Below are 25,603 nucleotides of genomic sequence, written 5' to 3'. Positions count from 1 at the left end.
TCCATATGGGGGCTTGGAAGAGATTTACAATGCGGGTTGGTCGCACGACAGACGATGTCCGCCTCATGCGCTCCCCGCATCCGATATTCCGACCCACGTAGACGGTCGGTTAGAAAGCCCTCGACAATGTTTCATGTCCTCTTCGCGCTCCCGTGGCTGTATGTGGTGACGCGGACCGTCGCGCCTTTGCCCTGGGATGTCGCGATCAAGATCGCGGTCTCCGTCGCCCTGCTGGCGGGTGCCCAGTTCCATTACTGGAGCCGGCTCTCGTCCGGTTCGGTGTTCACGCCCGAATTCCCCCGCCCGCTGATCCTCCTGTTCAACTGGATCTTCGGCGCGATCGCCTTGCTGGCGGTGTTCCAGATCGGGCTGGATCTGGCGGCGCTGGTCGCGCTGGCGGCTGGCGGTGCGGGATCGGACGTCTGGATCGAAGGCCGGTATGCGATCGCCGCTGTCGCCTTCGTCCTCGCCGCGCTGGGCGTCCGGCAGGCCGTCCGCGTCCCCCGGCTGCGCGACGTGACGATCGCCGTTCCGGGGCTGCCCGCCGCATTCGACGGCTACACGCTGGTCCAGTTGACGGACCTGCACATCAGCCGCCTCTTCCCGGAAGCCTGGACGCGGGCCGTCGTGGACGCCACCAATCGGCTTGAGCCGAACCTGATCGTGGTAACGGGCGACGTGATCGACGGCAGCGTCGCCATGCGACGTGCGGACGTCGAACCGTTGCGCGGCTTGCGGGCGGCTGACGGGGTCTATCTGATCCCCGGCAATCACGAATATCTGTCCGGCTATGCCGCGTGGATGGCGCATCTCGGCTCGTTGGGGATGCGGATCCTCGCCAATGCGCACGCCGTCATCCGGCACGGCGGCGACTCTCTCGTGTTGGCCGGTGTGACGGATCCCTCCGCGCGCCGCGCCAATCTGCCTCCGCCGGACCTCGACAGGGCTTTGGCCGGTCGGCCGACAGGCGCGCCGGTGGTGCTGCTCGATCACGAGCCGGGACGCGCCCGGCAGGCGGCGGAACGCGGGGTCGCATTCCAGCTATCGGGCCATACCCATGGCGGCATGATCCTGGGGCTCCACCGTCTCGTAGCCCGCGCCAATGGCGGCTTCGTATCGGGCCGCTATGCCGTCGACGGAATGACGCTCTACGTCAACAACGGCACCGGCATATGGCCCGGCTTCGCCCTGAGACTGGGCAAACCGTCCGAACTGACGCGCTTCACCCTGCAAAGACGCGACGCATAGGGCGTCTTCCGCTCCCCGAACGCACGAGTGGCAAAGCGGTCCAAGTCAGGATAATTGGCTTCGCAGCAAGAGGTATTCGGTTAGACAGATGGCTCGTAGAAATTCGAAACATGATTCCTACGAAGCCGGCGAGGAGGAAGCGCCTGCGGCTCCCGTCGCCTGCTGGCTCTGTGGGCGGCCGACCGGCAAGACGATCGTCTGGCATCACCCCATCCCCAAGAGCCGGGGTGGACGCGATGTCGTCCCGATGCACTCCATCTGCCAGCAGACGCTCATCGCCAATTTCACCAACTCGGAACTCCAGCGCCACGGGATGGATGTCGAGGCGCTGCTGGCCCATCCGAATGTGCGCAAGTTCGTCGACTGGGTCGCGAAGAAGGACCCGGATTTCACCGCGACCATCACGAAGAAGCAGCGCTGACGGCCGGTCCTTCACCAGCATCGCGTGGCACCCGGTCGTGGTGGCTTCGTGCCGCCGCGTTGCATGATGCGGATAGAGGTCGGCCATGAGTCCGGCCGCACCGGCTTCGCTGCGTCACACGCCGCGCTTCAGAAAGCGTCGCTCCGTCGCATCGTCGGGTCGATCGTCTTCCGCTTGCCCGAACGCCTCGATCCTGCATATGCCTCGATCATGAAGAGCTTCCGTCGCGTGATGCCCCGCCTGATCTGTTTGATCTCCCTGCCATTCTTGGCAACGCCGCTGCCCGCCGGAGCGCAGGCCGTTGGCGGAGCGAAGCCGGCCATGGCTTCGCCGAAGCCGGCTGAACCGAACACCGGAATTATCCCGCTGCCCCTGATGCCCATCGTGCCCGCGTCGCAGCGTGCGTGCGCCGCCAGGACACCGTCCGGGCTCGGCTATACGATGCTGCGTGCGGGAACGGGCGCGCAGCCGGCGGGAGAGGACACGGTCCTCGTCAACTATGTCGGGTATCTCGCCGCGACCGGGGCGGTGTTCGATCAGAACATGCAGACGCCGATGCCGGTCGGCGGCGTGATTCCGGGCTTCTCGGAGGGGCTACAGCTGCTGAGCAGAACCGGAATCGCACGGCTCTGCATTCCGGCGGCGATGGCGTACGGGGCGCAGGCGTCGGAGACGATCCCGGCCAACTCCGACCTCGTCTTCCAGGTCGAGCTGATCGATTTCAAGACGGCGGCTGAAATTGCGGAGATGCGTAAGGCCCAGGCGGCGCAACCGCCAGGGCAGGGTGGGGCTAACCCTCAGCCCTAGGCGCCGGTCCAGCTGACACCGGCATCGAGGCCGAGCCATGTCTCTCGTCGGGTATCGGCTCTGGTGTCGAGCCCGGTTTCCGCGCCTTGTCTGCGCCAGGAAAGGGGGGCGGCGGACGACCGCGCCTTCCGCGATCGATCTGGTTCGGACGCCCCCCGGCTATGCATCCGACGCCGCGAAATCCTTTTATCTGATAATTGAGTTGCCGATCCCGTGCCGGCGATCCAATCTGGCTTGAAACGAAGCGGATCGAGCGGAGAGGGAAGTTCATGGGTCCTGGCGTGGATGGGGCTGAGACGCATCCGGGAGCCGTTGCCTCGGCCGATCGCATCGCACGGATCGAGGCGTTCGCCGTTCGGCCGCGCTGGCTGTTCGTGCGGATCGAAACGGCGCAGGGCGCAATCGGCTGGGGCGAGGCGACGCTCGAGGGGCATGTCGAGAGCGTCATCGGCGCGATCGATGCGGCGCGGGATCGGCTGATCGGCCATGATCCGGACCGGATCGAGGATGCCTGGCAGATGCTCCACCGGCTGGGCTTCTATCGCGGCGGGCCGGTCCTGCTCTCGGCCATCTCCGGCATCGATCAGGCGCTGTGGGACATCAAGGGGCGCAAGCTGGGTGTGCCCGTTCACCATTTGCTGGGTGGTCGCGTCCGCGATCGGATCGCGGTTTATGCATGGATCGGCGGGGATCGGCCGCAGGACGTGGCCGAGGGGGCCGCGGCGCGCAAGGCGCAGGGCTTCACCGCCGTGAAGATGAACGGCACCGAGGATATCGGCTGGCTGGACAGCGCCGCGCAGATCGACGCGATGGCCGAAAGGATCGCCGCCGTCCGCGCGACGGGCATCGACGTGGGCGTCGACTTCCACGGCCGTATCCACAAGCCGATGGCGCGCCGGGCCTTGTCCGCGATCGAGCCGCTCGGCGTGCTGTTTGCCGAGGAGGTGCTGCTGAGCGAGCATCCGGCGGCGATCCTGCAGCTGTCGCAGCAGACCAGCGTGCCGCTGGCGCTGGGCGAGCGCCTCTACAGCCGATGGGATTTCCGCCCGTTCCTGGAGAGCGGAGCGGTCGACATCATCCAACCCGATCTCGCGCATGCCGGCGGCATTTCGGAATGCCGGCGCATCGCGGCGATGGCCGAAACCTATGACGTCGCCTTCGCGCCGCATTGCCCGATCGGCCCGCTCGCGCTCGCGGCGTGCCTGCAGGTGGCGGCGGTGACGCCGAATTTCGTGATCCAGGAAATGTCGCTCGGCATCCATTACAACCGGCCGTCCGAGGATCTTTCGACGCTCGTGACCAATCCGGAGATGTTCGCGATCGAGGGCGGATCGGTCGCGGTGCCCGAGGCGCCGGGGCTGGGCGTCGAGGTGGACGAGGCGGCGGTGCGCGAGATGGCGCGCGAACCGCATCGCTGGCGCAATCCCGCGTGGCGCGGGCCGCATGGGGATTTACGCGAATGGTGAGCCGCAGCGTGATCGTCACCGGCGGGCTCGGTGGCATCGGTATGGCCGTCGCGCGCGCATTCGCGGCGGAAGGCGCGTCGCTGCTGCTGATCGATGCGCGTGCCGACGATGGTTCGGCGGCCGATGGGCTGCGCTCCGCCGGAGCGGCGGACGTGCTGTGCGCCGCGATCGACATCACCGACGAAGCGGCACTTCTCGGGGCGGTCGAGGAGGCGGTGGCCCGCTTCGGTGGGCTGGACGTGGTGGTCAACGTGGCCGGCGCGATGATCTACAAGCCCGTCGCCGATCTGGATGCGGCCGACTGGCGGAGGCTGCTCGACGTGAACCTGATCGGCGCCGCGCTGCTGACGGGGCAGGCGCTGCGGCGGATGCGGCCGGGCGGGTGCGTGATCAACGTCGCCTCCGTCCACGCCCGGCGGACCTCGCCGCTCGTGGCGCCTTATGCGGCGGCCAAGGCGGCGCTCGTCAGCCTGACGCGCTCGGCGGCGATCGAGGGCAAGCCGCTCGGCATCCGCGTCAACGCGATCCTGCCGGGGGCGATCGATACGCCGATGCTGCGGGACAGCCCCAATATCCGCTCCGGCGCCGAGGTGGTCGATCCCGCCGATCTGGGGCAGCCCGAGGATATCGCGGCGCTCGCGATCTTCCTCGCCTCCGAGGGCGCGCGTTTTATCACCGGCGAGGATATCGTGGCCGATGGCGGCCGGATGGGGCGGCTCTGACGATGCAGGGAATGGATTTCGCCCCGCCGCGCGCGGACGGACCTTCCCCGGCCGGTGCGTCCGGCGCGATCTGGCTGGCGGCGGCGGTGTCCGCGCTGGGCGGACTGCTGTTCGGATATGACTGGGTCGTGATCGGGGGCGCCAAGCCCTTCTACGAGGCGGCGTTCGGGCTGGTGTCGCCGCCCGCGCAGGCCTGGGCGGTCAGTTGCGCGCTGATCGGATGTCTTGCCGGCGCGACCTATTCGGGCGTGGTGAGCGACCGGCTGGGGCGCAAGCCCGCGCTGCTGATCGCGGCCTTGCTCTTCACCGTCTCCTCGATCGGGACGGCGCTGGCGTCAGGCTTCGACGTGTTCGTCGTCTGGCGGATCGTCGGTGGTGTCGCGATCGGCATGGCATCGGGACTGTCGCCGCTCTACATCGCAGAGATCGCGCCCGCGCGGAGCCGGGGGCGGCTGGTCGTGCTCAATCAGATCGCGATCGTGCTGGGGCTGCTGGGCGCGCAGATCGTGAACCTGCTGATCGCGGCGCCCGTGCCGCCCCATGCGGGCATGGCCGAGATCGCGGCGTCGTGGAACGGGACGGTCGGTTGGCGCTGGATGTTCGCGGCGACCGCCGTGCCGGCCGCCGGCTTCCTGATCGGCTGCATTTTCCTGCCGGAAAGCCCGCGCTGGCTCGCGCAGAAAGGGCGCTGGGACGACAGCGCGGCCAGTCTGCGCCGGCTGGGTGGGGAGGATTATGCCCGCGCCGCGATTGCCGACATTCGGGTGGCGCTGGCCGGGGCACCGGGGCGAAGCCTGCGCGCGATCCTGCGCGAGCCCCGCTTCCGCCGCGTGCTGGCGATCGGGATGGTCCTCGCGATCCTCCAGCAATGGTGCGGGATCAACGTGATCTTCAATTACGCGCAGGAGATTTTCGCCTCGGCCGGCTATGCCGTGTCGGACACTTTGTTCAACATCGTCATCACCGGAGTCGTGAACGGCGTCTTCACGCTGGTGGCGCTGGGGACGATCGAGCGGCTCGGGCGGCGGCGCCTGCTGCTGATCGGCTGCGCGGGCCTGGCCATCATCTATGTCGCGCTGGGGGGCTGTTACGTGATGGGCCTGCAGGGCTGGCCGATGTTGCTGCTCGTGGTGGCGGCGATCGCCTGTTACGCGATGACGCTGGCGCCGGTCACCTGGGTCGCGCTTTCGGAGATATTCCCCGGCGAGGCGCGCGGAGCCAGTATGGCGGCAGCGACCACGGCACTCTGGGGAGCGTGTTTCGTGCTCACCTACAGGTTCCCGTTGCTCAATGCCGCCGCGGGCACCGGCCTGACCTTCTGGCTTTATGCGATCGTGTGCGCGGCGGGCTTCGTCTTCATCCTGCGCCGCCTGCCCGAAACGAAGGGCAAATCGCTGGAAGAGATCGAGCGATCATGGCGTGTGGACGATTGAACCGACGAGAGCCAGCCGGGGCATGCGGGGTTACAGGGTGAGAGAGGCGCCGGCTCGGCTGGCGCGCAACACGCGTCGGGACGAAGCATGAGGATGGATGGAAATTCGCGGGACGATGGCGGCCTGCCGATCGGGAAGCTGCAGCGCCGGCTGATGCCGTTCCTGCTGCTGATGTATATTCTCGCCTTCCTCGACCGGACGAATGTGGGCTTCGCGCGCGACGCTTTCCAGCATGACACTGCGATCGGCGATGCCGCTTATGCCTTTGGCGCCTCGATCTTCTTCCTCGGCTATGCGCTGTTCGAAATCCCTTCGAACATCATCCTCCACCGTGTCGGCGCGCGATTGTGGATGGCGCGGATCATGATCACCTGGGGGATTGTGACCGCCGTGATGATGTTCATCCGCAGCGAACCGCTCTTCTACGCATTGCGGTTGCTGCTCGGCATCTGCGAGGCCGGATTCTTTCCGGGCGTGATCTATTACCTCACCCGCTGGTATCCGCCGCAGGCGCGCAGCCAGGCGATCGGGCTGTTCTATTTCGGCGCGCCGATCACGTTCATTCTCGGCGGGCCGGTGGCGGGGCTGCTGCTCGACATGGACGGCCAGGGTGGCCTGCATGGCTGGCAATGGCTGTTCGTCGCCACCGGGCTTGGCGCCACGGCGGTGGGGATCGCCGCATTTTTCTACCTCGACGATCAGCCCGACGATGCGCGCTGGCTGTCGCCCGAGGAAAAGGCGGCGCTGGCGCGCGCGCTGCGCTCCGGCGCCGAGCCGGAGCATGTGCCGGGCCTGCGCGACGTGCTCGCGTATCTGTTCAACGCGCGCCTGCTCTATCTGGGCCTGATCTATCTGCTGATCCAGATGAGTGTGTACGGGGTGGTCTTCTTCCTGCCGTCGCAGGTGGCCGCGCTGCTCGGCAGGGGTGTCGGGGTCGAGGTGGGAATCGTCTCGGCCATCCCCTGGGTCTGCGCACTCGGAGCCACCTTCTTTCTGCCGCGGCTCGCCGACCGGACGGGGCGGCGGCGCGAGATCGCGGCGGGGGCGCTGATCGCGGCCGGCTTCGGCATTGCGGGATCGGTCGCGGCGGGATCGGCCTGGCTCGGTCTGCTGGGGCTCTGTTTCGCGGCGAGCGGGTTCATCGCCGCGCAGCCCATCTTCTGGGCGCAGGCCTCCGGCGGTCCGTCCGGCGTGACGGCGGCCGCCAGCATCGCGCTGATCAACAGCTGCGGGGCGATCGGCGCGTTCCTGGCGCCCAATGCGCGCGTGATGGCGGACACGCTGACGGGGCGGAGCGGGGCCGGCCTTTATCTGCTGGCGTTGCTCACCTTGCTCGGCGCGGGGCTGATGATGGGCTTGCGCTCCGCGCGTCCGGCCGCGCGCCAGTCTTAGGCGTGCGGGGATGGATGGCTTCGCTGCGCTCGCCATGTCGATCGAGATCACCTCGCCGCCGCAGGAAGCCTCATCTCTCACATCGTGAGAGGCGGTTTTTGCGCCCGCCAAGGGCGTCGGCCAAAGTCCGGGGGAGAATGATAAACATCAGGCAGAGGCGCGACATCGCATGAATCCCATGGCTTCCCGGCGCGAGTTCTTCGGCTCCTCGGCGGCGCTCGCCACGGCGGGGTTCGCGGCGCTGGCCGATCCGGGCACGGCCGCCGCGCAGACGGTCGGCGTGAAATCGGGCGATCTGCCCGACCTGACCGTGAAGGAGGTGAAGGCCTACGTCACCGATATCGGCAGCTACAAGAGCCTGAACGGCGAAGTGGGCGAGATCGTCTCGATCACCACCAACAGCGGGATCGAGGGGCTCTACACGCTCGGCAACCGCAACAAGACGCCGGCGCAGGGCTGGGTCGATTGGGCCAAGGCCACGCTGGTCGGCAAGAGCGTCGTCGATCTGCTGCCCTCGCTGGCCTCCACGTCGGGGCTCAAGGGCACGTACGGCTTCAACGGGCAGATCGGCGATCCCAAGGATACGGGCCGCTACACCGGGGCGCAGACCTTCGGCCGGCGCGGCGGGGTGGGCGACGAGTCCGCTTTCATGACCGAGGCGCTGCGCGGCAGCGGCCTCGTCCTGCGGGGCGGGGGCGCCTGGCCGAACTGGTATCGCGCGGCGGCCGATGTCTGCCTGTGGGATATCATGGGCAAGGCCGTGAACCGGCCCATCTACCAGATCCTGCACGGCGGCGTCGGCGCGCAGAAGACCAAGCTGATGGCCTATGCCAGTTCCACCCATCACCCGAGCATCGAGGATTATGCGCCGGAAGCGCTGAAGGCGAAGTCCGAGAATTTCCGCGCCTACAAGATCCACCCCGGCACGGGCGCGCACCGCAAGGGCGCGGACGTGCCGGCCTATCTCGGCCATATCGAGGAGGCCCGGCAGATCCGTGCGGCGGTGGGCGACGAGTATATCCTCGCCCACGATCCGGTGATGATGTACAATCGCTACGAGGCGATGAAGGTCGCCCGCGTGCTCGACGATCTCGATTTCTCCTGGTTCGAGGATCCGCTGCGGACCGACGATCAGGATGGCCTGATCGAGCTGTGCAAATATGCGAACCTGCCCATCCATGTCGGCGAGTTCATCTATTCGATCGCCGATTTCGCCGATTATATCGCCAAGGGCGCGCTCGATGTGGTCCGCCTGATCGCGGACAATACGGGCGGCATCAGCGGATCGATGCGCGTGGGCCTGCTCGCGGACGCCTTCGGGCTGGAATGCACGCCGCACAATTGGGGCAACCCGATGGACCTCGCCGTGCATTTCCATCTGGAGCTGGCCTTGCCCAACGCCTCGTGGTTCGAAGTGCCCTATCCGCCCACTCTGGTGGATCATCCCTATATGCCGGCCAGGTATCGCCCCGATAAGGACGGCTATATTCACGCGCCGACCGCGCCGGGGCTGGGCGTGGAGATTGATCGCGCCGCCTTCGATCGCGCGACGAAGAAGATCCTGCGGTGATTACCATGCCGACGCGGCGACATGTGCTGCAAGGGATCGCGCTGGGCGCGGCGGCGATCGCGATGCCCGGCGCGCTGCTGCGCGCGGCGGCGGCGGACACGCGCTTTCGCGGCCTCTTCCCGATCGGCGCGACGCCGGTCGACGCGGCCGACAAGGTGGATTTCGCGCAATTGGGCGGGCAGGTCACCTTCCTGCGTCGTGCGCGCGTGCCCGGCATCGCCTGGCCGCAGATCGCCAGCGGCTGGACTGTCCTCAGCGAGGCGGAGCGTCTGCAGGGCGCCGAGGCGCTGGTCGCGGCGGCCAAAGGGGGCGAGACGGCCGTCGTGATCGGCGTGCAAAGTCCGGATCTGGCGGCGGTGAAGCGTTATGCGGCGCACGCGGCCAAGATCGGTGCCGACGCGATCATCTGCATCCCGCCCGAGAAGGTGACGGACGAAGCGGCCTTGCTCGATTATTATCAGCAGGTCGGCAAGATGACGCATCTGCCTCTGTTCGTGCAGGCCGTGGGCAAGATGAGCGTCGATCTGCTCGTTCGGATGTACGAGTCGATCCCGACGATGCGCTACGTGAAGGATGAATCCGGCGAGCCGCTGGAGCGCGTCCAGGAACTCCTCCGGCGCACGAAGGGCGAGGTGGCCGATTTCTCCGGTCGCGGTGCCAACACGCTCGTCACCGAGATGGAGCGCGGCTTCATCGGCGCGTGTCCGTTCATGAGCCTGCCCGATGTCTATCAGAGCGCGTGGGAAGCGTGGCAGGCGGGCGACAAGGCCAAGGCGTTCCAGATCTTCGGCGCGATCCAGGCGGCGAACACGATGTTCTCGCAAAGTGCGGTGGAGACGATGATCGCGCGCGGCCTGTTCAAGCCGGGCACGGCGCTGCGTGCGGCGCCGGCGGCGGCGGGCGCGTCCACCGGACGCTATCTGCCCGCGCGCTCGGTCGAGGAGATCAGGCGCGTGCTCGATACCTATCTGCGCCCCTATCTGCGCGTATAAGAATGGTGATGCCGATGGCCGCCCTCGCTCGTTCGTTCGCCGGCCTCGGCGCGCTCGCTTTGGCCGGTGCGGCCTGCGCCCAGCAGCCCGCTTATACGCTGGCGCTGCCGCTGCAGGGGCCGACGGCGATCCCGAGCTACGCCACCTCGTCCGAAATCGAGGCGATCATCCGGCATGCCGAAGGCGCAATGAAGCCGGGCCAGCCGGTGATCGTCCAGCCCATCCACCAGTTCGGCTCGTACACCAGCTTCGTCGAGGTGCGGCGCGGCGGCTGGACGGCCGCGACACATCCCGACATCGAGCTTTTCCATGTCGTGCGCGGCACGGGGACGCTGATCCTGGGCGGCACGATCACCGATGCCAAGCCGGGCAAGGGCGGCAATGTCTCCGGCATGCACATCGAGGGCGGCCGCACGATCAAGGTCGGCCCCGGCGACGTCTTCTACATACCGGCCGGCACCGCGCATCAATTCCCCGCGCCGGATGGGGAGCTTGTGCTGATCTCGATGCACATCCCCAGGAGCGAAGCGTCCGCCCAGCCCTGACCGCGTTTTCGGCGCGAAGCTGCATATACGGCGGTTGGTCGGGAGGCTTGGCGTGCAAGCCTCCCTCTCATCACCCCTCCGCTTCGGCCAGGCTGTGCTGCGGATCGATCAGCAGCCACAGCAGGCCGCCGATCAGCGCGATGCCGCCCGCGACGAGGAAGGATGCGGTCCAGCCGAACGCTTCGGCCACGATCGGCATGGTCGAGGCGGTGACGACCCCGCCGATCTGCGCGCCCATGTTCATCACGCCCGAAAGCACGCCGCTCGATCGCCCGCCGATATTGGCGCTCAGCGTCCAGTAGGCGCTCTGTGCGAAGTAGAGCGAGCCGGCTCCGCCCGCGAGGACGATGCTCGCTAACTGCGCGCTGGAGACGGCGGTGGCGATCACCACGAACAGGCTCGCCAGGATCATCGCGGCGGCGGCGATCAGGCAGCGCCCCACGCGATCGCCATGCCGGGCCGCCACGCGATCGGACACGGATCCGCCCAGCGTCGAGAAGATCGTCATCGCCAGGAAGGGCAGGGTAGCGAGCAGGGCGCTGGATTTCAGATCCAGCCCGCGCACCTTCGACAGATAGATGAAGAACCAGGAGAAGAAGATGTAGGCGACATAGCCGAAGCAGAAATAGCTCGTCGTGAGCAGCAGCACCTGCCGATCCTTGATCACGGTGCGCCAGCTGGTCGATGCGCCGCCTTGGGACCTGGGCGCCACGCGTGCCTCGATATAGGCCAGTTCCTGCGGCGTGATGGACGGGTGTTCGGCCGGCGTATCGCGGACCGCCGCCAGCCACGCCACGCCCACGAGGAGCCCGATGATCGCGCTGGCGTAGAAAGCCCATTGCCAGCCGAAATTCACGACGATCGCGGTGACCATCGGCGGCGCGATGCCGCCGCCGATGCCGACGCCCGCGAAAATGAAGCCGTTGGCGAAGCCGCGCTCGGATGGCGGAATCCAGCTGCTCACCAGCCGGTTGGTCGCGGGGAAGATCACGGCCTCGCCCACGCCCAGCAGCAGGCGCACGAGGATCAGCAGCGTCAGGGCGAACGGCAGGCCGGGCGGCAGCATCGCCGTCAGCGCCGTGAACACCCCCCACCAGACGATGGCGGCCGCCACGCAGCGATAGGCGCCAAACCGGTCGGCGATCCGCCCCGCAAAGGGCTGGCTCAGCGCATAGCCCAGCGCGAAGGCCGAGAAGACCAGACCCAATTGCCTGTCGCTGAGCGCGAACGCCTCCTTGATCGAAGAGCCCGCGATCGAGATGTTGTTGCGATCGAGATAGGAGACCGCGCTGATGACGAACGCCCACGTGACGACGCTCCAGCGCAGCCGGCCACGCTTCGTTGCCATTCCGGCACCCGTGCCCGCATTCACAGGGCGTCGCCGAACTGCGCGATCAGGCTGGTATCCTTCGCGGCGATCAAGGGCAGGTTGCCCATCGTCGGCGTTTCGCACCACGGATAGATGCGGCGCCCGACTTCGCCTGCGGCATCCAGCAAATCCCTGATCAACTCCCGTCGGCGGCCCTCGGCCAGTCGATCGGCGGCGTCGCAGAAGGAGATGGCGGCAACCACCCGTCCTGCGGCATCGCGGACGGGAGCGGCGACGCAGCGGACATCGTCCAGCGTCTCGCGATCGTCCAGCGCGTAACCGAGCGATCGTATCTCCTGCAATTCCGCCCGCAGTTCGCCTTCGCGGGTGATCGTCTGGGGCGTGAAGGCGATGAGATCGCCCTCGCCGAAAAAGTCCTTCAACTGGGTTTCGGTGAGTTCGGCGAGCAGAACCTTGCCGAGCGCCGTGCAATACGCCTCGAACTGCATGCCTTGCGCCAGCCGGAAGCTGCCGCGTGGCCGGCCCGCACGCGCGACATAGGTGACCATGCCCTCTTCATAGACCCCGATCTGGACGATCATGTCCAGGCGCTGGGACCAGCGTTCGATGATCGCCTGCGCCGCCGTCCGCCACAGATCCTGCGCGTCGATGCTGTGCGAAAGTTCCAGCAGCAGCATGCCGGGGCGATAGCGCCCGCGCGCGTCGCGAACGACCGCGCCGATCCCCTCCAGCGTCTGCATCATCCGATAGCCGGACGCCTCGGGCATCTTGGCGCGTCGCGACAACTCCGAACTGGTCAGCCATTCATCCGGCCGGCGAAACGCCCGCAACAGGACGAAAGCCTTCATAACCGATTGGTTTTTCGGAGTTCCCACGAGCCTCTCCTCCTGTTTAGGGCTCTTTTTCCGGCCCATTTTGGTGCGTCTTTTATCGTATCTCAGGGCTGTTCGCCCACGTCTGACACGCCGTCGGCAGCGTCCCCCTCTCACCTGATGAGATGTCGATCCCTCGCGAGGCCTCTTGCCGGAGCATGACGCATTCTTCGTTCGGTGTCGCGAACATTTATACGATAATTATGCTCCGGGGGCCGGATCGTGTCCAGCGCCGCGAGGCGCACAAAAAAGAGGTCGGGCTTCCCGCTGGAAGCCCGACCCATTGAGCCGCCGGGATGGGCGACCGGGAGCCGGATCAGAACTTCTTGCGAACCGCGACGCTCACGACGCGGCCGATCACATCGCCGATGCCGTAGCCGGTGGCGGAGCGGATGAAGGGCGGATCCTGATCGAACAGGTTGCTCACATCGAGATCGATCTCGCTGCCGCTGAGAATGCCCCCCTGCGGGAATTGATAGCCAAAGTGCAGATCGGCCGTGGTGTAGCTCGCTATCTTTTCGACGCCGAGCGCGCCGGTCGCCAGATTATACTGGTTCTTGTACTTGCTCGTATAATTGACCGTCACCACGCCGATGAACGGGCCCGACTTGAGCGAGACCTGGGCGCGCGCCTTGAAAGGCTGCTGGCCGAAGTTGAATTGATCGACGAACGCGGATCCCGGGGCGCCGCTCTGATCGTAATTGATCACGTAATTGCCCTGAACCTGCGTACCGATCTGGCCGAAGCGCGTATCGAACTGATAGCCCACGTCGAAATCCAGGCCGTCCGTATTGATCTGGCCGAGATTGGCGCGCCGCAGGATCGTGACGCTGTAGATGTCCGGCAGATCGGCCGCGCTGTTCACGGGATTGGGAAAGCCCTGCAGCGGGAGATTCTTGACCAGATTGTAGACGGTCGCCTTGTCGATCGGCCGGGAGACGCAGTTCGAGCCGGTCGGATAGGAGCCGCTGGCGCAGACGATATTGCTCACGAAATACGGATTGAAGGCCGGATCGACATAGAAGAAGGCCGAATTCGGGAAGGCGACGCGGCCCTTGAAGCGGACATTGTAATAAGTGAGGCTGGCGTGCAGCCCGCGAATGCTCTCCGGCTGGAAATCGAAGCCGAGCGAATAGCTCTTCGATTTTTCGGCATCGAGATCGGGATTGCCGCCGGCGATGAAGATGCCGCCGGGCACCGAGCCGACCGGCATTCCCGGAGGCAGGAGCCCGTTCGTGAGATACCCCGCGCGCGTGTCCGGACCGAACAGGTCGGGCAGGGCCGGTGCGTGGAACGAGGTGCTGTAGCTGCCCCGCAGCGTGAAGCCGCCGACGGGCGACCAGTTCACGCCGATCTTCGGATTCTTGGTCGATCCGAAATCATTATAATGGTCGTAGCGGCCCGAGAGCGAGATATCGAGGCGGTGGAGCATCGTCGTGGCGTTGCTGTCGCCGAAGATCGGAATGAACAATTCGCCGAAGCCCGAATAGACCTTGCGGAGCCCGGCCTGCGCGCCGACGCCTTCGCGGAACCCGATCCGGCCGTTGAGGAACAGGCCGTCATAGGATTCCTGGCGATAGACCCCGCCGACGGCGATCTTCACGTCGCCGCCGGGCAGGGTGAACAGCCGCCCGTCCACCTTGGAGTTGATCTCCCAGATATACTGCTTGGAGAAATAGCGCTGTTCCCAGTCGGCCAACGTGATCCTGGTCTGGTCGCTGGTGCCGTTGCCGAAGGGGTCGATCGCGGTGGCGGCGGTGGTCGCGTTGATCAGCGCCGAATTGGCGATCGAGCTGAAGCTGCCCTCGTGCAGATCGGTCTTGCTGCGCGATCCGGTCACATAGGTCGTCCACACGAATTCGCGCGGCAGCTTCACGTTGGCGCCGACCGTGCCGCCATAGACGCTAATGTCCTGCGAATCGCGCTCGGGGATGCCGGTGATCCGGTTGACGTTGTAATAGGCCGTGATCGAGGGGACGTTCGCCGGAATGCCGGCCGGAAAGAAGGGGCTGGCGCGCGTGATCACGCCGCTGGTGTAGAGCCCGCCGCTGGGGCGTAGCGCGTCGGAGGTCGTGCGCGAGTAGAATGCATCGCCGAACAGGTCGATCGTGTCGTTCACATCCTGATGGCCCGACCCGAAGAAGCTGAGCCGTTCCTGCTTCGGATAGATGTCGCCATCATTGAAATTGCTGCAGCGCGGATTGAGCGCGCCGGTGCCGAACTGGATGTAGTCGCCGGTCGCCCCACCCGTGGCCGACGTGTTGTAACGATAGGTGCCCGGCGTGCACTGCGTACCGATCACGCGATTGTCGCGGCCGCCGACGGCCGAGAAATCCTCGGTCAGATAATCGCGGTCCTTGTTCGCGATCCGGCTGTTCTTCGTATATTCGGCCGATACCATCACGCCGCCGGTGCCCCATTTGTGGCCGGCGACGGCATTGGCGTTGAGCGTGCTGTAATGATCGCCGTAACCGACGCGGAACGAGGTCTCGAGGCCCTCATAATCCTTCCGGGTGATGACGTTCACCACGCCGGAAATACCGTCCGAGCCGTAAACCGACGAGGCGCCGTCCGCGACGATCTCCACGCGCTGGATGGCGGACGGCGGCACGATCGAGGGATCGGGAATGTTCTGGAGCTGGCCGACGCCGACGAGGCGGTGGCCGTTGATCAGCACCAGGGTCTGCGCCTGGCCGATACCGCGAATGTTCGGCGCGGTGGAGATGATGCCGTTCGATCTCTGGTCGGGGCGGACGGCGGTGTTGAACGTGCCGAGTTGCGGCACGTTCGACAGCAATTCCTGCGTCGTGGTGGCGCCGGTATTGACCACGGCATCGGCGCTCAGCTGGATGAGCTGCGATCCCGTCGGCGGCACGCCGCGGATGCTGGAGCCGGTGACGACGATTTCGGCGACGTCGGCCTCGGACGGGCTCGCGGGAGGTGAGGGCGGCAGGGTGGTGGCGCTCGCATCGGGAGCGGCCGGCGGTGCGGGATTCGATGCGCTGGCCTGTGCGAGAACCGGATCGGTGAAAATCATGGTGTTGAGCCCGGCGCCCAACAGAAGTGCGACGCGCAGCCGCCTCCCTTCAAGGAATCCCTTCATACACCCTCCTCAGTGACCGAGCTTTTTTGGCTTTCGATCTTTTATGTTCTTGCCGGATGGGTCCGGCGGCCATTGAAATAGTGTGTCTGCGGGGAGGTTAGTGTCAAACCGGCCCAATCTGTTCACTCTCAACAGGTGAGAGCGTCGGGAACCTGTTCATGCGGCGATCAGGCGATGCTGTGCCGGCGAGCGGGCGCGCCATTTGTAGGCGGCCACGGAATTGCGCCAGAAATACTTCTCCTGCTCGATGATCGGCCGATCGGCGTAGAAGTCGCGGGCCACCGCGAAGACCTGATCCAGCGTGGCATCCTGCAGGATGTTGGGCCAGTCGCTGCCGAACAGCACGCGATCGGGCCCGAGCGCGTCGATCAGAGTCCGCAGGCGATCGCGATAGGCCTCGGCGGTGGTCGCCGTCCTGCCGTTCACGGGATGGATGATCTCGGACAGCTTGGCGAAGATCGTGGGCCGCTGCGCGATCTCGCGCAGCACCGTCGTGTATTCCGCCTGTTCCTCCGGTTTGGGATCGAAGCGCGGCAGATGATCCAGCACGATGCGCAGGCTCGGCACCGCATCGGAGACGCGCACCACCGCCTGCATCAGATCGAGCCGGGGGTTGGCGGTGTCCAGCACCAGATCCATCTCCGCCATCCGCTTCAGCCCGGCGAGGAACGGCGCCTCGCGAACCCGCGCACCGAGATCATAGCCCCACAGATTGCCGTAGCGCAGTCCGCGGAACAGGGGGTCCTTGGCGAAGCGGGCGACGATATTGTCGAAGTCCGCCGCTTCGATCGGCATGTTGCCGATCGCGCCGACCATGATCGGATCGCGCGCGGCGGTTTCGAGGACCCACAAATTGTCCTCGAACCACGCACTCGCCTCCACCTCGATCGCGCCGATCACGTGATGACGGCGGACGAGCGCGGCATAATCGGCCGGGAACGCGCCTTTCTCATAGGTCGGGCTGTTGCGCGGGCCGCGATAGGGCGCGCCCTGCGGCCGTCGCGGATCGAACAGATGGATGTGCGTATCGATGATCGGGATCGGGCGCGCGGCGGCATTGGCCGTCGCGGCCGCCGCCAACGTCGCCACTCCGCCGACCAGCAGCGCACGCCGCCCGATCTCGCTTCCGGTTCCCGTCATGACTTTCTCCGTTGGATGGAAGAAGTGGCACCCGGCGCGCCCGTCGCCAACCAAGCCAGAGGCCGATCTCTCATCCTGTGAGGGCTGCGGCGCAACCCCGGGATGCAGGCCGGCCGCGCCGCGTCTAGCACCCGCGGGAGAGGATGACCGGATGAGGGATCGGACGACATGATCCGACGAGAACGCATATCGGGGCGAAGACCCTGGCTGCTGTGGATCGCGATCGTGATATTCGCCGTGAGCGGCGCTGGCCTGGCGCTTCCGGGGGCGTGGCTGATCGCGCTTGGCGGATCGGCTTATTATCTGCCTGCGGGCATCGCGCTGCTGGCCATTGCGTGGCTGGCCTGGCGGCGGAATCCGGCCGCGCTGTGGCTGATGGCGGCGCTCCTTGCGGTAACGATCATCTGGTCGCTGGCCGAAGGCGGTTTCGACTTCTGGGCGCTGATGCCGCGTCTTTTCTTCCCGGTGGCGCTCGCGATCGGATTGCTGCTCGCGTTCCGCCGCGTGCCGATGGCGAGCAAGGGGGCTCGTCCAGCGTTGGGCGTGCTGGCGGCCGTCGCATTGGTGGTGCTGCTGTCGCCTTTGCTCAGGGGCGCCGGGATCGAAGGCGAGGGCGTCGCGCCCACGTCGCTCGTCTCCGCCGCTCCGGTCGATTGGCCCAGCTACGGTAACCGCTCGGCCAATCGCTATTCGCCGCTCGCGGACATCACGCCCGCCAACGTAGGCCGGCTGCAGCAGGCCTGGATCTATCATAGCGGCCTGCGGTCGCCCGACGGCAAGCGGCGCGGGGGGCTGCAGTTCAATCCCACGATGGCCGACGGCCTCGTCTATGGCTGCACCGCCTTCAGCACCGTCTTCGCGCTCGATCCTACGACCGGCAGGCAGGTGTGGCGCACCGATACGCTCGTCCGCGATTCCTCCGGCGGCCATCCCGCATGCCGGGGCGTCACCTTCTTCCATGCGCCGGCAGGGACCGCAGACTGCCCCACCCGGATCATCGCGGGCACGATCGACAACCATCTGATCGCGCTCGACGCCAGGACCGGCGCCTTCTGCCAGGGTTTCGGCACGGGCGGGCGGGCCGATCTGCTCGACGGCCTCGGCCAGATCCCGCAGGGCTGGACCCACCCGACCTCACCGCCGACCATCGTCAACGGTACGGCCGTGATCGGGGCTTACGTGGTCGACAACCAATCGACCGAGGTGCCGCCCGGCGTGATCCGGGGCTATGATGCGGTGACGGGCACGCTCAAATGGGCGTTCGATCCCGCGAAGCCCGAGGCGCGCCAGCCTCCGCCGCCCGGCACGATCTACACGCCCTCCACGCCCAACGCCTGGACGGTGTTCAGCGGCGACGATCGCCTCAATCTGGTGTTCGTGCCGATGGGCAATGGCAGCCCCGATTTCTTCGGCGCCCAGCGCACCGCCAGCACCGATCGCCTCGCCACCTCGCTCGTGGCGCTGGACGCCACCACCGGGGCGATCCGCTGGCAATTCCAGGCGGTGCATCACGATCTGTGGGATTATGATCTCGCGGCGCAGCCTGCGCTCGTCGACTTTCCTGTCGGCAACGCGACGGTGCCCGCGATCCTCCTCGCGACCAAGACCGAGCAGCTCTTCGTGCTCGATCGACGCACCGGGCGTCCGCTCACGCGCATCGAGGAGCGCAAGGCCCCGGCCGCCTCCGCAACCGGCGAGCGCCCCGCGCCGACCCAGCCTTTCTCGGTCGGGATGCCGAGCCCCTTCAAGGGCGACCTGACCGAGCGCGACATGTGGGGCCTTACCCCCTTCGATCAGCTTTCCTGCCGGATCGCGTTCCGGCGGTCCGTCTATCACGGCATGTACACGCCGATGGGGAGGACACCCACGATCCGCTATCCGGGCGAACTGGGTGGGATCGACTGGGGGAGCGTTTCGATCGATGCCGGTCGCGGGCTGCTGATCGTCAATTCCAACCATATGGCGGATCGCGACCAGCTCATCTCGCGGGCGCAGGCCGATCGCGAGGGCCTGATCCCCCGCGTCGATCCGCGCGGCCATTCCGCTCCGGGCGGCGCGATGGCGGGCACGCCCTATGCGGCGCACTGGGGCCCGTTCCTCTCGGCGTTGGGCGTGCCCTGCCAGAAGCCGCCTTATGGCGAGATCACCGCGATCGACCTGAAGACGCGCAAGGCGGTGTGGACGCGGCCGCTGGGGGATGCGCGCGCCAGCGGTCCGTTCGGATTGCGGCTGGGCCTACCGATCGTGCTGGGCGCACCGAACATCGGCGGCACGCTGGCCACCGGTGGCGGCCTGGTCTTCGTGGCCGCGACGCAGGACGAGATGTTCCGCGCGTTCGACGTCCATAGCGGCAAGCTCGTCTGGCAGACGAAATTGCCCGCCGGGGGGCATGCCACGCCGATGAGCTATCGCGGCGCCGACGGACATCAGTATGTCGTGATCCCGGCGGGCGGCGGCTCGCTCAAGGATCCGCAGGGCGACGCGATCGTGGCCTTCCGGCTCGACGCGAAGAAATGATGAGAGAGATGACGATGATCCGCACCCATGCTCTGTCGGCAGCCGCGCTGGCGGTGGGGCTGGTGGCGGCTCCCGCCCCGGCGTTCGACAAGCCGCAGACCACCTACAAGGTGTTCCAGTTTCCGCAGGACCGCATCCCGCGCATCGACGGTGACTTTTCGGACTGGGACATGGTGCCCGACAGCTATGTCGTCGGCCAGGACCAGATGACGGATCAGGACGGCGGCCACCACAATCCCGACAAGACGCTCACCATCCGCGTGAAGGTCGGCTGGGTGAAGGGGCTCAACCGGCTGTATTTCCTGTACGAGGCCAAGGACGATTATTGGGATTTCTCGCTGCCGGGCCTGCACAACGACACGTTCGAGGTGGTGGTGGATGCCGATCTCACCGGCACGCCCCTGATCGACGTCCAGCATCAGGATATCTGGAAACCCGAATGGGTCGGCGAGCGCGCCTCTAGGACCGACCCGCGCGTGCCCGGTTCGCTCACCCACTGGTACAGCCACGGTGTGCAGGCCCAGAATTATCACATCATGACGCCCCGCAAGGACAAGGATTGGGCGATGGCGTGGGGCTCCCCCACATGGATCAAGGATTTCCCCTTCGCCAACTCGGCCCAGAGCTACAATTTCAAGCCGGGGCAGGGCGGCACGTACCGGCTGGAATTCTACATCACCCCGTTCGATTATGCCGGGCCGGAGGGGCCGGAGCGCGCGGTGGAATCGAAGCTGCGGGAGAATGCCCTGATCGCGCTCGGCTGGATCGTGATCGACTATGACGATGTCAGAACCGATCGGAAGAACGGCTTCTGGTCGCTCTCCAGTCAGCGCCCGATGTTCGCGCTCGGCTCCGATCTGCCCTTGTTCAGGCTCATGCCGGTCGAGCCGCAATATCAGCCCAGGCTGGAGGCGCGCTGGAGCTGGAAGGTCGTCGACATGGATCGCCGCCTCGTCGCCTTTCACGATGACAGCGTGGGCGAGGCGACGGGGTGGCACTGGGATTTTGGCGACGGCACCAGCTCTACCGAGCGACATCCGATCCACGCCTTCGCCAAGGCGGGCAGTTTCGTGACGATATTGGACGTGACCGGCCCGAGCGGGACATCGCGGCGATCCAAAGTATGGGATGTCCAACTGCGGTGAGCGCCCGTCTGTCGGCAAGATGATCTTGAATGCGGCCAAGCGTTGGACCGCGCGATTGACAAAGCGAGGGTCAGCTCCTTCAATTATCGGATAAATATACTGAAGTCGGCTGCGGTCCGTGATTTGCCGGATCCATGTCACGCCAGAAGATAAGGGGTGGATATGTCGGGCAGGGACGGTTCCTCTGCGACAGCATCGAGAATGGCGCGTGCGCGCTGGGTATCCGTGCATATCATTCCGTGCGAGCGTCAGGTGCGGGCATGGCTGTCGCGCTGGGGCGTCAGGCAGGATGACAGCGACGAGATCATCCAGGATGCCTATTGCCGGATCGCGACGCTCGACACCGTCAGCCATATCGACGATCCGCGCGCCTATTTCTTCTCGATCGTGCGAAATCTCGCCATCCGTCGGCTGCGGCGCGAAAGCATCGTCAAGATCGAGACGATCGCCGAGATCGATGCATGTCACGACCTGCATGGGCAGTCGCCCGAACGGCAGGCGGCGGACCGGCAGGAATATGAGTGCCTGCTGGGCCTGATCCGGGCGCTGCCGATCAAGTGCCGCCAGATCATGGAATTGCGAAAGATCGAGGGATGGTCGCAGCGGGAGATCGCGCAGCATCTCGGCATCAGCGAGAAAACGGTCGAAAAGCAGCTCTGGCTGGGATTGAAGGCCGTTCGTTTGGGCTGGAGTCGTGTGATCGCCACCGATAAGGATCGGTGGCTGCGAAGTGCGAGAAAGTAAGTCGATGCCGAGCGCAAGCGGGAACGAGATCGACGATATCGCGACGAACTGGATCGTCCGCATGGACGGTGCGGGCTGGAGCTTCGACGATGAGCAGGAACTGGACGCCTGGCTGAAGCAGGATAGGCGGCATCGGGGCGCCTTCCTGCACGCGCAGGCCTTGTGGCTGGCGCTGGACGACAAGATCGAAGACGAAGCGGCGCCGGTGAAAGAGGAGATCAATCCTCTGCGGCGTCGATTGCTGATGGGCGGAGGAGCGGCGCTGGCAGCCTCGTTCGTGGGCGGCGTCGCGCTTTGGACGAAGGCCAGGACCATCAAGACGGAGGTCGGCGAGATACGGCGGCTGCCGTTGCCCGACGGATCGGTGGCGGCGATCAACACCGCCAGCGAGATGAAGATCGCCTTCGCCGAGCAAAGCCGCGATGTGACCCTGAAGCGCGGCGAGGCGTGGTTCCAGGTATCCCGCGATCCGCATCGCCCGTTTCTCGTGGAGGCGGGATCGGTTCGCGTCATGGCCGTGGGCACCGCATTTTCGGTGCGGCGTCGCGAACAGGGGGCGGACATCGTCGTCACCGAAGGCACGGTGAAGGCCTGGACCGAAGGCAAGGACACCGCCAGCGTGCGTCTGTCGGCGGGCGAACGGATATTCCTGTCCGATAGCGCGCAGGTCCAGCGCGATGCGGAGGGATCGGTGGATCATGTGCTGGCCTGGCGCGATGGCCGCATCGATCTTCGGGGCGAAACCGTGGCGGCCGCGATCAGCGAGTTCAACCGCTACAATGACCGGCAATTGATCCTCGACGATCCCGCGCTGGCCAAGGAACGGCTGGACGGCTTTTTCCGGACCGACGACGTCGAAGGGTTCGCCAAGGCGCTGCGCGTGACGCTGAACGCGCCGGTCGCCATCCCGTCCACGGGAGATATTCGGATAGGTGTTCCGGGTTCGCGGGCTCTCTGAGCCGGATGGCGCCGGGCCCGCTCCGACAGGTCAGAAGTCGCCCCATCCTATCCCGTCCACGGTCGTCCCGGCGCACGGTCGCCCACAAAAATGCGTCCGCCGAAATTTTCTTTTCAAGGATTTTCGGGCTCCGGGCCTCTTCCCCTTCGCCGGCACAGAATAGCCGGGTGGGGAGGATAAGATGATCGATCATAAGATGCTGGCGTCGACCGCGCTATTCGCTGTCGCCCTGGCGGGGCCGGCGCATGCGCAGGCCAAGTCCTTCGACATCGCCGCGCAGCCGGTGACGCTGGCGCTGGTCGAGTTCGGCCGGCAGGCCGACGTCCAGATCGTCGCGGCGCGCCGGTTGACCGACGGCAAGCAGGCCAATGCCGTGCGCGGCAAGATGGCCGTTCCGGTCGCGCTCAACCAATTGATCAGCGGCACCGGGCTGACGGCACAACAGACGAGCGCGCAGACCTATGCGCTGGCGTCGAACGCGCCGGCCGCCGATCCTCAGACACCGCCGCCGGCCGATCCGGCGCCCGGCAACAGCGCCGCCGATGCGCCTCCGTCCGACGAAAAGGTCGCGGACATCGTCGTCACCGGCTCCAGTATCCGGGGCACGCCGCCGACCGGATCGAATCTGATCCAGCTCGGCCGCGACGACATCATCAAGACGGGCGCCACGACCACGCAGGAATTGCTGGCCACCGTTCCGCAACTCGCCAGCTTCAACACGGCGCCCCGCCCCGGCCAGCGTTCCAACAGCAGCCTGTCCACGGGGCCCGACATTCGCGGCATCGGGCAGAGCGCGACGCTGACGCTGGTCAACGGTCACCGCATCGTGGGCGTCGGCGCGCTTTCGAGCCTGCCCGACCCCTCGATGGTGCCGCCTTCGGCGATCCAGCGCGTCGAGATCGTGGCGGACGGCGCCTCGGCCACCTACGGATCGGACGGCGTGGCCGGCGTGGTCAACGTCATCACGCGGCGCGACTATGACGGGCTGGAGGGCACGTTTCGCTCGGGCTTCGGCAGCAATTATCACCTTCTCAATGGCAATGCCTCGACCGGCAAGAAGTGGGATGGCGGCGGCGTGATCGTCTCCGGCGAATATTCCGCGACGAGCCGGCTGCGCGCTTCGACCAAGACATTCCTGACCAACGACTTCTCGGGCACCGGCGGACAGGATCTCCGGCTGATCGGCAATGCGTGCATTCCGCCGACCTACAAGGTCAACAATGCGGCCGGCGCGGCGACGGGCAGCTATATCCAGCCCGCGACCGGCGCCATCGATCCGCGCTGCACGACCTATCAATATGGCGATCTCTATCCGCATCAGGAGCGGCTGAGCTTCTTCGCGTCGGGCCATCAGGAGGTGACGGGCGGCGTCGAGATCGGGTTCGACAGCTTCTATTCGCGGACCAAGGCGAACGCCTATAACGTGCCGAGCTTCACCTCGGGCGTGATCGCGCGTGCCAACCCTTTCTTCCCGACCGGGCTGCCCGCCAGCGTCACCTCGATCACGACCTATTTCAGCCCGCAGACGATCACGGGCATACCGCTGCTCGATCATACGACGCTGACCACCTACGGCGGCACGCTGACGGCCGACGTGACGCTGCCGCATGATTTCAAATGGTCGAGCTACCTGACGGGATCGCGCAGCAATACCGACATCCACGAGGCGTCGTTCAATCCCCGCGCGGTGACGGCGCTGCTTGCGGGCACCACGACCGATACGGCGCTGGACCCTTTCGGGGGGCGGACGAGCGCCGCCAACCAGATCACGATCGCCGATTATGAGAACCATTATGTCGGCAAGCAGTATCTGTGGGAACTGAACAGCAAGATCGACGGATCGCTGATCACCCTGCCGGCGGGCGATCTCAAGGTCGCGCTGGGCGGTGTCTACCGGACCGAACATTATAACGGGTTGTTCGCCACCGGCCGGATCGGTTTCGATGAAGGCGCGCAGCGCGGGCTTGGCACGCGGAAGATCTATTCGGGCTTCGGCGAATTGTTCATCCCGGTCTTTTCCCAGGCGAATGCGCTGCCTTTCCTGCAGCTTCTGAACATTTCTCTGTCCGGCCGCTACGATCATTATAACGATTTCGGATCGACCAAGAATCCCAAGATCGGCGTGAACTGGGCGCCGGTTTCGGGGCTGACCTTCCGGGGGACGTATGGGAAATCCTTCCACGCGCCCGCGCTCAACGATCTGTATTCGCCCGATACGCGCGCCGGCTATCTGGCCAACGGCACGTTGCCGCCCGGCCTGCCGCAGGGTTCGGTGCCCGGCGGCATCTACATTGCCGGCGGCGATCCCAATCTCGGGCCGGAGCGTGCCGAGACCTGGTCGCTCGGCGCCGACTTTCAGCCGGGTTTCCTACCCGGCTTCAAGGCGAGCCTGACCTACTATAATCTGATGTTCAAGGATCGGATCAGCACGCCGAGCCGGACCTTCTATACCGATCCCAACTTTCGCAAATATATCGTCGACAATATCGTCTGCAGCAGCGGCACCTATCCGACGGGAACGAACTGCCAGGCGCGGCCGCTCGATCCGAATATCGTCTGGAACCTGATCAAGGATATCAGCCGGGTCGACTTTCCGAATACCGTCAACGGCCCGGCCGATCTTCCGCCGATCTACAACGTGACGTTGCTGCGGCGGACCAATCTGTCCGTGATCAAGACCGAGGGCCTGGACTTCGACGTCGGCTATCGCTGGCAGAAATGGGGGACGAGCTTCGCCGCGCAGGTTCAGGGCAATTATGTCCTGAAGTTCAATCAGGCGGCGGCGGCCGGCGCGGCGATGGTCGATCAGTTTCCGCTCGGGCAGCAGCGGTTTCGGACGCGCGGCACGCTTTCGGGACAGAAGGGGCCCCTCAGCGTTTCGGCCAGCCTGAACTACAGCGGCGCCTATCACAACGCCTACACCACCTTCGCCGGCCCGCTGGCGACGGGGAGGATCGCGAGCTTCACGACGGTGGAGACCCACATCGGGCTGAAGCTGCCGGACGAGGGCTTCCTGCAGAGCATGGAACTGACGGCGGACATCGACAATCTGTTCGATACGGAGCCATCCTACATGCGCTCGAGCAACGGCTATGGCGCCGGCAACATCCTAGGTCGTGTCGTCACGCTGGGTCTTCGCAAGCATTTCTGAAAAATCGGGCGGGTGGGCCGTTTGGGTCTGCCCGTCCTGTGCGTTTC

The 25,603-nt window shown here is 66.0% G+C and carries 19 protein-coding genes; 15 read left to right on the top strand and 4 right to left on the bottom strand.

From position 1 onward, the window contains the following. The first annotated feature begins 126 nt into the window (after positions 1–126). From HL653_RS22430 to HL653_RS22385, 10 genes are all read left to right on the top strand, one after another. The gene (locus HL653_RS22430) at positions 127–1,248 is read left to right on the top strand and encodes a metallophosphoesterase (RefSeq protein WP_171746456.1); all 1,122 of its coding nucleotides are present in this window, start codon (positions 127–129) and stop codon (positions 1,246–1,248) included. Positions 1,249–1,336: 88 nt separating this feature from the next. Further along, positions 1,337–1,669 (top strand): hypothetical protein, encoded by a 333-nt coding sequence (locus HL653_RS22425; RefSeq protein WP_171746455.1) that lies wholly within the window; start codon positions 1,337–1,339, stop codon positions 1,667–1,669. Positions 1,670–1,732: 63 nt separating this feature from the next. Continuing rightward, complete coding sequence (locus HL653_RS22420; RefSeq protein WP_253717298.1) at positions 1,733–2,476, top strand: FKBP-type peptidyl-prolyl cis-trans isomerase; 744 nt, start codon at positions 1,733–1,735, stop codon at positions 2,474–2,476. 269 nt (positions 2,477–2,745) lie between these two features. Continuing rightward, positions 2,746–3,942 carry a galactonate dehydratase gene (gene dgoD / locus HL653_RS22415; RefSeq protein ID WP_171746454.1) on the top strand — a complete coding sequence of 399 codons (1,197 nt, stop codon included), beginning with the start codon at positions 2,746–2,748 and terminating at the stop codon, positions 3,940–3,942. Next, positions 3,936–4,664 (top strand): SDR family NAD(P)-dependent oxidoreductase, encoded by a 729-nt coding sequence (locus HL653_RS22410; RefSeq protein ID WP_171746453.1) that lies wholly within the window; start codon positions 3,936–3,938, stop codon positions 4,662–4,664. The genes dgoD and HL653_RS22410 overlap by 7 nt, the downstream gene beginning before the upstream one ends. A gap of 11 nt (positions 4,665–4,675) precedes the next feature. Further along, positions 4,676–6,097, top strand: a complete 1,422-nt coding sequence (locus HL653_RS22405) for a sugar porter family MFS transporter (protein ID WP_171746452.1) — start codon at positions 4,676–4,678, stop codon at positions 6,095–6,097. Between the two features lie 87 nt (positions 6,098–6,184). Next, positions 6,185–7,489, top strand: a complete 1,305-nt coding sequence (locus tag HL653_RS22400; protein WP_216599919.1) for an MFS transporter — start codon at positions 6,185–6,187, stop codon at positions 7,487–7,489. A gap of 169 nt (positions 7,490–7,658) precedes the next feature. After that, positions 7,659–9,059: a mandelate racemase/muconate lactonizing enzyme family protein gene (locus HL653_RS22395; RefSeq protein ID WP_171746451.1), complete on the top strand. Its 1,401-nt coding sequence runs from the start codon at positions 7,659–7,661 to the stop codon at positions 9,057–9,059. Positions 9,060–9,064: 5 nt separating this feature from the next. Continuing rightward, positions 9,065–10,051: a dihydrodipicolinate synthase family protein gene (locus HL653_RS22390; RefSeq protein ID WP_171746450.1), complete on the top strand. Its 987-nt coding sequence runs from the start codon at positions 9,065–9,067 to the stop codon at positions 10,049–10,051. Between the two features lie 14 nt (positions 10,052–10,065). After that, entirely contained in the window at positions 10,066–10,596 is a 531-nt protein-coding gene (locus HL653_RS22385; RefSeq protein ID WP_171746449.1) for a cupin domain-containing protein, read from the top strand. 70 nt (positions 10,597–10,666) lie between these two features. Here the strand turns inward: HL653_RS22385 and HL653_RS22380 are convergent, their stop codons facing one another. The 4 genes from HL653_RS22380 to HL653_RS22365 all read right to left on the bottom strand — a co-directional run bounded on the left by HL653_RS22380 (position 10,667) and on the right by HL653_RS22365 (position 17,041). Next, positions 10,667–11,944: an MFS transporter gene (locus HL653_RS22380; protein ID WP_171746448.1), complete on the bottom strand. Its 1,278-nt coding sequence runs from the start codon at positions 11,942–11,944 to the stop codon at positions 10,667–10,669. Positions 11,945–11,964: 20 nt separating this feature from the next. Next, entirely contained in the window at positions 11,965–12,774 is an 810-nt protein-coding gene (locus tag HL653_RS22375) for an IclR family transcriptional regulator (protein WP_171746447.1), read from the bottom strand. Between the two features lie 340 nt (positions 12,775–13,114). After that, complete coding sequence (locus HL653_RS22370) at positions 13,115–15,901, bottom strand: TonB-dependent siderophore receptor (protein WP_171746446.1); 2,787 nt, start codon at positions 15,899–15,901, stop codon at positions 13,115–13,117. A gap of 156 nt (positions 15,902–16,057) precedes the next feature. Then, positions 16,058–17,041: an amidohydrolase gene (locus tag HL653_RS22365; protein ID WP_171746445.1), complete on the bottom strand. Its 984-nt coding sequence runs from the start codon at positions 17,039–17,041 to the stop codon at positions 16,058–16,060. Positions 17,042–17,266: 225 nt separating this feature from the next. Here HL653_RS22365 and HL653_RS22360 point away from each other — a divergent pair, with 225 nt between their 5' ends. The 5 genes from HL653_RS22360 (at position 17,267) to HL653_RS22340 (ending at position 25,556) form a co-directional block, all read left to right on the top strand. After that, entirely contained in the window at positions 17,267–19,558 is a 2,292-nt protein-coding gene (locus HL653_RS22360; protein WP_171746444.1) for a membrane-bound PQQ-dependent dehydrogenase, glucose/quinate/shikimate family, read from the top strand. Positions 19,559–19,566: 8 nt separating this feature from the next. Continuing rightward, on the top strand, positions 19,567–20,703 hold the full coding sequence (locus HL653_RS22355; RefSeq protein WP_216599918.1) for a PKD domain-containing protein: 1,137 nt from the start codon (positions 19,567–19,569) through the stop codon (positions 20,701–20,703). 201 nt (positions 20,704–20,904) lie between these two features. Then, on the top strand, positions 20,905–21,447 hold the full coding sequence (locus HL653_RS22350) for an RNA polymerase sigma factor (RefSeq protein ID WP_171746443.1): 543 nt from the start codon (positions 20,905–20,907) through the stop codon (positions 21,445–21,447). 4 nt (positions 21,448–21,451) lie between these two features. After that, positions 21,452–22,405 carry a FecR domain-containing protein gene (locus tag HL653_RS22345; RefSeq protein ID WP_171746442.1) on the top strand — a complete coding sequence of 318 codons (954 nt, stop codon included), beginning with the start codon at positions 21,452–21,454 and terminating at the stop codon, positions 22,403–22,405. A gap of 181 nt (positions 22,406–22,586) precedes the next feature. Further along, positions 22,587–25,556 (top strand): TonB-dependent receptor, encoded by a 2,970-nt coding sequence (locus tag HL653_RS22340; RefSeq protein ID WP_171746441.1) that lies wholly within the window; start codon positions 22,587–22,589, stop codon positions 25,554–25,556. Positions 25,557–25,603: the final 47 nt, after the last annotated feature.

The sequence above is a fragment of the Sphingomonas sp. AP4-R1 genome (assembly GCF_013113735.1).
In the GTDB taxonomy this organism is placed as follows: domain Bacteria; phylum Pseudomonadota; class Alphaproteobacteria; order Sphingomonadales; family Sphingomonadaceae; genus Sphingomonas_I.
The sequence above is the reverse complement of the archived record's forward strand: the minus strand, read 5'-3'. Positions and strand labels throughout refer to the sequence as shown.